General features: G+C 66.4%; 7 protein-coding genes. 1 reads left to right on the top strand and 6 read right to left on the bottom strand.

Annotated elements, in window-relative coordinates:
• Window positions 1–54: 54 nt before the first annotated feature.
• The 5 genes from H8B02_RS41250 to H8B02_RS41230 form a co-directional block, all read right to left on the bottom strand.
• A complete protein-coding gene (locus H8B02_RS41250; RefSeq protein WP_229171418.1) occupies window positions 55–444 on the bottom strand; it encodes an MAPEG family protein in 390 nt (129 codons plus the stop codon).
• 105 nt (window positions 445–549) lie between these two features.
• Window positions 550–1,635, bottom strand: coding sequence for a lipocalin-like domain-containing protein (locus tag H8B02_RS41245; protein WP_229171416.1), 1,086 nt, complete (start codon window positions 1,633–1,635; stop codon window positions 550–552).
• On the bottom strand, window positions 1,625–4,027 hold the full coding sequence (locus H8B02_RS41240) for an ABC transporter permease (RefSeq protein WP_229171417.1): 2,403 nt from the start codon (window positions 4,025–4,027) through the stop codon (window positions 1,625–1,627). The genes H8B02_RS41245 and H8B02_RS41240 overlap by 11 nt, the downstream gene beginning before the upstream one ends.
• A 155-nt stretch (window positions 4,028–4,182) precedes the next feature.
• Window positions 4,183–4,836, bottom strand: a complete 654-nt coding sequence (locus H8B02_RS41235; RefSeq protein WP_229171415.1) for an ABC transporter ATP-binding protein — start codon at window positions 4,834–4,836, stop codon at window positions 4,183–4,185.
• Window positions 4,837–4,876: 40 nt separating this feature from the next.
• Window positions 4,877–5,635, bottom strand: a complete 759-nt coding sequence (locus H8B02_RS41230) for a class I SAM-dependent methyltransferase (RefSeq protein WP_229171414.1) — start codon at window positions 5,633–5,635, stop codon at window positions 4,877–4,879.
• Between the two features lie 246 nt (window positions 5,636–5,881).
• On the opposite strand from H8B02_RS41230, the gene H8B02_RS41225 reads away from it, so the two are divergent.
• On the top strand, window positions 5,882–7,210 hold the full coding sequence (locus tag H8B02_RS41225) for an MFS transporter (protein ID WP_229171413.1): 1,329 nt from the start codon (window positions 5,882–5,884) through the stop codon (window positions 7,208–7,210).
• 397 nt (window positions 7,211–7,607) lie between these two features.
• On the opposite strand, the gene H8B02_RS41220 is transcribed toward H8B02_RS41225, so the two are convergent.
• Window positions 7,608–9,326: an N-acyl-D-amino-acid deacylase family protein gene (locus tag H8B02_RS41220; protein WP_229171412.1), complete on the bottom strand. Its 1,719-nt coding sequence runs from the start codon at window positions 9,324–9,326 to the stop codon at window positions 7,608–7,610.
• Window positions 9,327–9,571 lie beyond the last annotated feature (245 nt).

Raw genomic sequence — 9,571 nt, 5'->3', positions numbered from 1 at the left:
TGGGTCCCGGGTCAAGCCCGGGACGACAGCGGAGTGTGTGGCGCGATCGCGCCCTCAATGCACCAGCCGCCACACCGCGCCGCCGAGCGCGCCGATCCACAGGATGATGCACGCGGCGGCCTGAATGGCAAAACCCCGGCTGCGCTTCGCCACCGCCTCGCGATAGCCGATGAAGTAGACGATGCGGCCGATCACCCAAAGTGCGCCCACGGCTGCCGCCGCGGCATCGCCGACATAGATCGCAAACAGCCACAGCGATGGCAGGAAGATCGGCATCCATTCGAGCGTGTTCATCTGGATGCGGAAGATGCGCTCGAAATCCGGATGGCCCGAGATCGCCGGCAGCTTGACGCCGTAGGCAGCACGGGCGCGCGCGACCTGTGTCGAGGTGTAGAAATAGAACGCGACCGCAAGGCAGGTGACGATGGCCGTGTAGTGATACATGTCAGGCGCGTCCTCTTGTTTCATTAGCCCGATGTCATGACGGGGCGGCAGCGACCGGTGTGACAGGTTGGACGATTTTGGGCGCGCCGATCTTCTGTCGGCGTTTCAGTACCCGGTCATCTCAAGATAGCCGATTCCCGCGTGGCTGCCCGCAAAGCGGATCGGGCCTTCCCAATAGGGGAAGCTGGTCCCCATCCAGGCCTTCGGATTGAGCGGCGCGGTTTCGATGGCAAGGCCGCGCGCCGGAAGGGCGACGTGCCATGACGTCGGCAGCTTGCGGCCGTCGATCTCGGTGGTCGCAACTGGCGTGATGCTGTTGCCGGGGCCGGCGATCTCGGCCGAGCGGCCGTCCGGCGTGAACCAGTTGCCGAACAGGTTCTCGCGGCCGTCCTTCTGGCGCAGCCGGTACAGCATCAACTTCTCGTCGCCGGGCAGATGCAGCGAGAACCAGTCCCAGCCGGTTTGATCCACCGCCAATGGCTGGCTGCTCCATTCGCGATCCATCCAGGCCATGCCCGTGACGTCGACCGGTCTGTCGTCGATCACGATGCGGCCGGATGCGTTGTAGAACGGCTGGCTGTAATAATAAGAGGCCTGTCCGCGATCCGACTTGCGGCTGTAGCCATGGTCGCCTTGCAGCACCAGCGGGCGATTGGCGTCGAGGCGGAGCGCGATGCTGAAGTCGGCAGCCGAGGCCTTCAGCTCGAGTGGTGCGACGCGCTGCGCGTCGAATGGATTGATCCCGCGCATCTCCCAGGCGTCGATCCAGGCGCGGAACGGCGTGGCCTCGACACCGGCCTGACCGATGCCGCCGCGCGCAAACGTCTCGCTGAAACGATGCGTGGTGACGCTGGTCACGGCGGCGTGGCCCATCCAGACCTGCTGGTTGGCCCAGCCCTCGCTGGGACCGCCCGGCTTCATCGCCTGACGGAACAACGTCCATTGCGCGCCATAGGCTGCAGCATTCGCGTCGGAGAGATTCGCCGTCACGTACCACCACTCGATCCGAAACTCCGGATGTGGGCCGTGATCGATTGGGAATGCGAATGGCTTGCCCGGCGTGACGGCGGCAAAACCTTCGGCATTCTCGCCGAGCCCGGCAAAGCCCTGCGCGCAGCTCTTGCCCCCGAGCGCGAGCGCCAGTGCGCCGCCGGCAAACGCGCGCCGCGTGATCGTGCCGCTAGCGCTCATTGACGAAGATCCTGATCAGGCTGGCTGGCTGCATGCGCGCCAGTCTAGCGACCGGCAGCGCCGCCGCACAGAAGGCGGCGGCGAGCGCCACCGCGAGCAGCTCGATCAGCTGCAGCGGGAAGACGTGGAACGGCAGCCGCCAGCCGAACGCCTTCACATTGACGATCGCAAGCAGGCACCATGCGACCAGAAGGCCGAGCGGCAGTGCGAACAGCGCGGTGATCAATGCGACCGCCATGGTCTTCAGCAGTTCGAGCGCCGCGAGCCGCCGCCGCGTCAGGCCGATCGCCCAAAGCGGCGCAAGCTGCGGCAGCCGCGAATTGGCCAAGGTCAGCAGGCTGGTCAGGAGCGCGATGCCGGCGACGCCGAGCGTGAAGGCGTTGAGCGCTGCCGTTACCGAGAAGGTGCGGTTGAACACCCGCCTGGATTCCCGCTTCATCGTCGCCTGGTCGGCGACGTTGCGGTCGTCGAGGCCGAACTTCTCCTGCAGCGCCGCGATTAGCGGCGCGATGTGATCGGGCGCGACGCGGAGCCCGATCCGGGTCTGCGGCGTCAGCGGAAAGCGCCGGGTCAGCGCGGCGAAGTTGACCGCGATCTGGCCTTTGGGGTTGCCGTAATCGGCATAGATGCCGACGATCTCGAGCGGCCAGTTGCCGCCGGGGGCGGGGACCTCGATATGATCGCCGATCGCAAGTTTCATCCGCCGCGACAGCTGCTCGCTGACCAGACAAGTGTCGCCGGGACGCAAGCGCACCCAGGCATTCGCCGTGCTCTCCAGCAGCGGCCAGTTGTCGCGATAGGTGACGTGGTCGGGCAGGCCGAGGACTTCGATCGGCGCGCCGCCGAATTGGGTGTCGGCGCGGCCACCGGGCAGGATGGCCTGAACCTCCGGCCGATCGCGCAGCCACGCCTTGATCTCTTTTGCCTGCTGATCGCTGGCGGCGCTGATGTAGACGTCGGCGGCAAGGCGGCCGTCGAGCCAGACCAGGAAGGTGCGGCTAAAGCTTTCCACCATGGTGCTGACGCCGACATTGACCGCGAGCGCGAGCAACAGCGCCATCAGCGCCAGCGAGAGGCCCGAGAGCTGCTGGCGGCTGTCCGCCCAGAACCAGATGCCGACCGGCGCCCGCGCGCTGCGCTGGCCGAACGCGAGCGCGATCTGCAGCACCATCGGCAAAATCAACGCCGCGCCGAACATCAGCGCGGCCAGCACGGCAAAGCCCGCGATCAGCGAATCGCCGAACTGAATGAGAGCCGCGGCGACCGCAAACACCGCGAGCGCCGCAGCACTCTGGAACATGAGCCAACGCCGTTGCGCCTGCTGCCAGGCCTGCGGCTGCGCCGTCGCCAGCACCGGCATCCGGATCGCCTTGGCAAGGCTCGCGGCGGCGGCTGCGAGCGCGCCCAGGATGCTGATGGTGACGCCGGCGAACCACCAGACGGGCTTGAGCGAAAGCTGTCCGGGGATCTGCGCGCCATAGAGCCCGCGCAGGGAGGCCGCGACATCGGGCAGCAAGGCTGCCGCAATGAAATAGCCGCAGACGAGGCCAATCAGGCCGGCGACCAGCGCCAGCGACACCAGCTCGATCACCAGCACGGTGTTGAGCAGCCGTGCCGAGGCGCCACAGGCGCGCAAGGTGCGCAGCATCGGCAGCCGCTGCTCGAAGGCAAGGCCGATCGCGGAGTTGACGATGAACAGGCCGACGAAGAACGACAGCAGGCCGAATGCGGTGAGGTTGAGATGGAAACTGTCGGTCAGCCGCTCGAGGTCGGTCTCGGCGCTCGGCTCGACCAGACGAAGTTTTTCGCCGGCCACGCTTTCCAGCGTCGCGCGCGCCGTTTTCGATTTGCCGACCAGCAGGCGCGACACCTGGCCGGGCATCTTCAGGATGTCCTGCGCGATGCCGATATCGACGACCAGTGCGCCGGGTGCGAGCTCCGCCTGCACGCGCAGCGGCGGCAAACTCGTGCCGTTGGCCTGCGGCCGTTCGCCCTCCTTGAGGCCGAGATCGCGCAGCGTCTCGCCCGCTACCAGCATTTCGCCTGGCGGCGTGACGAAGGATTGCAGGCTGCCGCGTCCGACCGCCGGCGCGTTGCCGACCTCGGACGGCAGCGTCACCGGCTCGACACCGAGCAGGCGCAAGCTGCGCCCGTCGATCTGGACCCGGCCCTCCAGCGTCGGTGACACCGGCCAGCCGGCGCGGCGCAGATCGACGAACAGTTTTTGCGGGAAGGTCGCGCTGTCGCGGCTCACCAGCATGGCGGTGCGCGAGCCGCCGAAGGTCGCGGCGGCGCGGTCATAGGCGATGCGGGCCTGCTGGTTTAGCGCCTGCACGCCGCTCCACAGCGCGGTGGCCGAGATCAGCCCGATCAGCAGCGTCGCGAGCTGCATCGGATGCCGTCGCCAATGGCTGAGCAGCACGGCGAGGATCCAGAGCGCCCTGGAGCCCCTTCCGTTCCGATTGGATCGGAACGGGGCTCCAGCTTCTTGCCTTGACGCGTTTTCTTCACGCGAACCGGTACCCACTTCGCTCGAAAACGCTCTGATCATGCGATTATCCCGGCGTGCAGGGTGACCTGGCGGTCGAGCGTTGCGGCGAGGCGCGCGCTGTGGGTGACCATCAGGAAGCCGCAGCCGGTGCGAGCAACCAGATCGCGCGCCAACCGCAGCACCTCGTCGGCGGTGTCCTCGTCGAGATTGCCGGTCGGCTCGTCGGCGAGCAGCAACAGCGGCTTCGGCGCCAGCGCGCGCCCGATCGCGACGCGCTGCTGTTGGCCGCCGGACAATTGTTCGGGATAGCGCCTGAGCAGCGGCTTGAGCCCGAGGCGCTCGACCAACTCGTCATGCCAGGCGGCGTCGTGCCGGCCGGCGATGCGCGACTGGAACACGAGATTGTCCGCAACCGTCAGACTCGGGATCAGGTTGAACTGCTGGAAGACGAGGCCAAGCCGGTCGCGGCGCAACTCGGCGCGGCCGGCGTCGCTGAGGCCGGAGACGACGATGTCGGCGAGGGCGATCTCGCCGCTGTCGGCGGCATCGAGCCCCGCGATCAGATGCAGCAGCGTGCTCTTGCCGCTGCCGGATTCGCCCGATAGCGCCACGCTCTCGCCGGTCGCAACGGCCAGATCGACGCCGCGCAGCACCGCGACGTCTTCACCGGCAGAGCGGTAACTCTTGGTCAGGCCGGTGACGCGAAGCACCGCGGCGGTCTGGTCAGATGAAGCGATGGCCGTGCCTCATTCAAGGCTTCTGGTATTTCAGGACGAACTCGTCGATCGGCACCGGCGCCTTGAAGACGGGAATGTCCTTCGGGTCCTCCGCATGATGCAGGAAATCGGCCTCGGCCACCAGCTTGAAGCCGGCCGCCTCGATCTCCTGCTTCAGGGTGCTCTCCTCGATCCGGTGCAGCGTTTTGGCGACGCTTACGCCTTCGCCCGCCTTGGCCGAGTGGTCCGCGATGACCAGGAAGCCGCCCGGCTTCAGCGCGGCGAACATCTTCTTGTTCATCGCGGCGCGATCGACCGGCAGATAGCTGATGTCGTGATAGAAAAAGAACAAGGTGATCATGTCGAGGTTGCTAACCTCGGGCGGGATCGGATCGTCGTAGTCGCGCACGACATGGACGACGTTCTTCATCGCCGGTGCCTTGGCGCGGGTGTCGAACTTGTCCTTGACGAAGCGCTCGAGCACGGTCGCCGAATCCTGCGCGTAGACCTTGCCCGACGGAGCCACGGTACGCGCCAAGAGTTCGGTGCTGTAGCCAGCGCTCGCTGCCATGTCGAGGATGTTCATGCCGGGCTTGACGCCGGCAAAGGCGAGCATCTTGGCCGGCTGGCGGCGCTGGTCGACCTGGCGATCCGCATCGCTGCGATCGGGCGCGGCGACGATCGCCGCATAGTCGGGACCGGCGGCGTCCTCGGCGCGGACTTGAGGCACGGCGAGCAGCGTGGCGGACACAAGCGCAGCGCAGGCGGCCGCGCGAAGGATCGATCTGTTCATGAGATAACCCAACCTTCAATAACCTCGGCTTTTCGTTGCCCCGAGCATAGCAGCCGGCCCATGACAGATCACCGCTTCACTGGCCGCGACGACGCGATCGTGATCGGGGCGCGCTTGCCCGGCCATCGTGTCGCGCCGGCCACAGAACCCGAGGAAATGCGGGTTGCGTTGCGCGGCGAGGCGTGGCTAGCATCCCGGCGGGGCCGATCTTACGAAGCCAAAAAACGAAACGACGGGGAGCCAGACATGACGACGCAACCGACGCCCAAGAGGACGTCAGAGGGGATGTCAGCGGGGACGCCTAAAGGCGCCTGGCAGATCACCTTCCTTCTGTTCCTGTACATGGTGGTGAACTTTGCGGACAAGATCGTGGTCGGGCTTGCCGGCGTGCCGATCAGGAAGGAGATGGGGCTCACCCCGGAGCAGTTCGGCGATCTCGGCTCGTCCTTCTTCTATCTGTTCTCGATCTCGGCGATCGTGGTCGGCTTCATCGTCAACCGCGTCGACACGCGCTGGGTGCTGCTGATCCTGGCGGTGATCTGGTCGCTCGCGCAATTTCCGATGATCGGCACCGTCAGCCTGACGACGCTCACGATCTGCCGCATCATCCTCGGCGCCGGCGAGGGACCGGCCTTCTCGGTCGCCGCACACGCCATCTACAAATGGTTTCCGGATGAGAAGCGCACGCTGCCGACCGCGATCCTGTCGCAGGGTTCGGCGTTTGGCGTGATCCTCGCGGTGCCCGCGCTGAACTGGATCATCGTCAATCACAGCTGGCATCACGCCTTCGGCGCGCTCGGCATCGTCGGCCTGCTCTGGACCGTCGCCTGGTTCGCGCTCGGCAAGGAAGGGCCGCTGGTGTCGACGGCTGCCGTTGTTGCCGACGAGCCACGGATTCCCTACTGGAAGCTGCTGACGTCGCGAACTTTCGTCGGCTGCGTGGTCGCGACCTTCGGGGCCTATTGGGCGCTGTCGTTGGGCCTGACCTGGTTCACGTCGTTCATCATCGAGGGGCTCGGCTTCTCGCAGCAGCAGGCCGGCTTCGTCTCGATCCTGCCCTGGATCTTCGGTGCGACGATCGTGCTCCTGACCGGCTGGATCTCGCAGCTGATGCTGACGCGCGGCTTCACCACCCGCGGCGCACGCGGCGTGCTCGGCTCGGTGCCGTTGATCGTCGGCGGCTGCATCCTCGCTGCGCTGCCCTATGCGCCGCCGGGCGCGCTGATGATCGCACTGCTGGTGATCGGCTCCGGCCTGTGCGGCTCGATCTATGTGGTGTGCCCGCCGATGCTCGGCGAGTTCACGCCGGTGTCGCAGCGCGGCGCGATCATCGCGATCTACGGTGCGCTGTACACCATCTCGGGCATCATGGCGCCGATGGTGATGGGCAGTGTGATCCAGCACGCCGCCACGCCGATGGCCGGCTACATGAGCGGCTTCACCATCAACGCCGCGATCATGGCCGGCTCCGGCCTGCTCGGATTGCTGCTGCTGTGGCCGAACTCCGAGCGCGCGCGGCTGACCGGCACGTCGCAGCCAGCCGGCACGATCAAGGGCGCGATGTCGCCGACGTAAGGGGCGCGCCGCTCCGACCCTCCCCTGGAGAGGGAGGGTCGCTGAGCATGTAGCGAAGCGGAATGCACAGCGGGGTGGGGTGATCTCTCCATTCGGGCACTGCCCGTGTTGAGAGGTCACCCCACCCCGTCTCACATTTCGCTGGGCTCAATGTGATCCGACCTTCCCCCTCCAGGGTAGGGCTATCGCATATGGAAAAACGCGAGGCGCGATCGACACTTGTAAAGGACCCGTTCAAGAAGCGTCGCTCCAGCTTCGCGGTTCGCTTCCGTTTTGTTCTCGATCCGATTCCGTGCTTTGGCAGTGTCGCGCAAGCGCATCGCCGACTAACCTGTGGAAGAGACTCGGGAATTTCCATATGCGATAGCCCTGCCCTCCAGGGGAGGGTGCGTCTATCTCAGTTCAACCCCTGCGCGCCGCGGACGAGCCTGCCCGGCCGTGCGCCGGTCGCGTTGCCCTCGCGCTGGGTGACGACGCCGGAGACGATGGTGGCGTCGTAGCCGTCGACCTGTTGCAAGAGACGGCGGCCGCCGACCGGAAGGTCGTAATGCACCTTCGGCGGATGCAGGTGCAGCCGGTCGTAGTCGATCACGTTGACATCGGCCTTGAAGCCGGGCGCGATCACGCCGCGATCATGCAGACCGACCGACAGCGCGGTCTTGCGCGACTGCGCCGCAATCACGAACGGGATCGAGAGCTTCTCGCCGCGGCTGCGGTCGCGCGTCCAGTGCGTCAAGAGATAGGTCGGGAAGCTGGCATCGCAGATGATGCCGCAATGCGCGCCGCCGTCGGACAGGCCGGGCACGGCGCTGGGTTCGCGCAGCATCTCGTGCACGGCGTCGAGATTGCCGTCGGCATAATTCAGGAACGGCACATAGAGCATGCCGCGGCCCTCGTCGGTCAGCATCGCGTCGTAGGCGAGCACTTCCGGCTGGCGGCCCTGGCGGCGCGCCTGCGGGCCGAGCGCGTTCTCCGGCGGCTGCTCATAGTCCGGCGGATTACCCAAGAGGTACATCTTGTCGTAGTTCGGCCGGAAGAACAGCGGGTCGTCGGTCGCCGTCGCGGTTTCGCTCAGGATCGCAGCGCGCACCTCGGGCCGGCGCAGATGCGTCAGCCGCTCCGCCAGCGGCAGCCTGGCGATTTCGCGATAGCTCGGATGGGTCTGGAACGGGTTGCGCGACAATTCCAGCCCAAGCAGCAGCCCGACGGGGCGCGCGGCGATCTGGGTCGTGATCGAGAGGCCGCGGGCGGCGGCCTCATTGATGGTGTCCATGGTCTGCCGCCAGCGCCGCGGCGCCTTGTCGGCCTGGGCGACGGAGAACGAGATCGGGCACCTCGTGTTCTCGGCGACCCGCAGCATCATCAGCAGGTCTTCGTGGACAGTGCTCTGGTCGAGCACGAATTGCAGCACGCTGCGACCGACGCCATGCATCGCGCCGGCGATCGCGGTCAATTCATCTTCGCCCGCCTTCAGCGTCGGCGTGTAGTCGCCGGTCGAGGTGCGGTGATTGAGCGTGCGCGAGGTCGAGAAGCCCAGCGCGCCGGATCGCACCGCATCACCTGCGAGCGCCGCCATCGCCTCGTTGTCCTCAGGCGTGGCGGGATCGCGGCGCGCGCCGCGCTCGCCCATCACGTAGACCCGGAGCGCCGCGTGCGGCAGTTGCGCGCCGATGTCCATGTCGAAACTGCGCTTCGACAGCCATTCCATGTAGTCGGGGAAGCTTTCCCACGCCCACGGAATGCCGGCGGAGAGCACCGGCTCCGGAATGTCCTCGACGCCTTCCATCAGCTCGATCAGCCGGCCGTGATCGCTCGGCCGGCACGGCGCGAAGCCGACGCCGCAATTGCCCATGATCGCGGTGGTGACGCCGTTCTGCGACGACGGCGTGATGTCCTGGCTCCAGGTCACCTGGCCGTCGTAATGGGTGTGGACGTCGACGAAGCCGGGCGCGACGAGCTTGCCGCGAGCGTCGATCTCTTCCTTGCCTTTTGCGGAGACCTTGCCGACTTCGGTGATCCTGCCGCCACTGATCGCGACATCGGCTTCATAGAGGTCGCCGCCCTTGCCGTCGGCGATGTTGCCGCCGCGGATCACGAGGTCTGGGGTCGAGGTCATGGCGTTTCATCCCGAGGCTGTTCTTGGTTATGCGGCATCATGGGTGAGCCCTTGATGCTGTCAACCATCGCCGGTGAAGCTCTGGGATGCGCTGGCGATGATTTGGCAGTGGGGATTGCGCGTTGCGGAAATTTGACCCCGCCAACCAGCGGAGCGGGTGCGGCTGAAACTAACCGGTCTTCTCTAACTGGGGTTGGCCCGTCAAGTGCGTTCAATCCATCTTGTCGTTCCCCACATGTTTATGG

Origin of the sequence: Bradyrhizobium altum (genome assembly GCF_020889705.1) — a bacterium.
GTDB classification, from domain to species: Bacteria; Pseudomonadota; Alphaproteobacteria; order Rhizobiales; family Xanthobacteraceae; genus Bradyrhizobium; species Bradyrhizobium altum.
The sequence above is the reverse complement of the archived record's forward strand: the minus strand, read 5'-3'. Positions and strand labels throughout refer to the sequence as shown.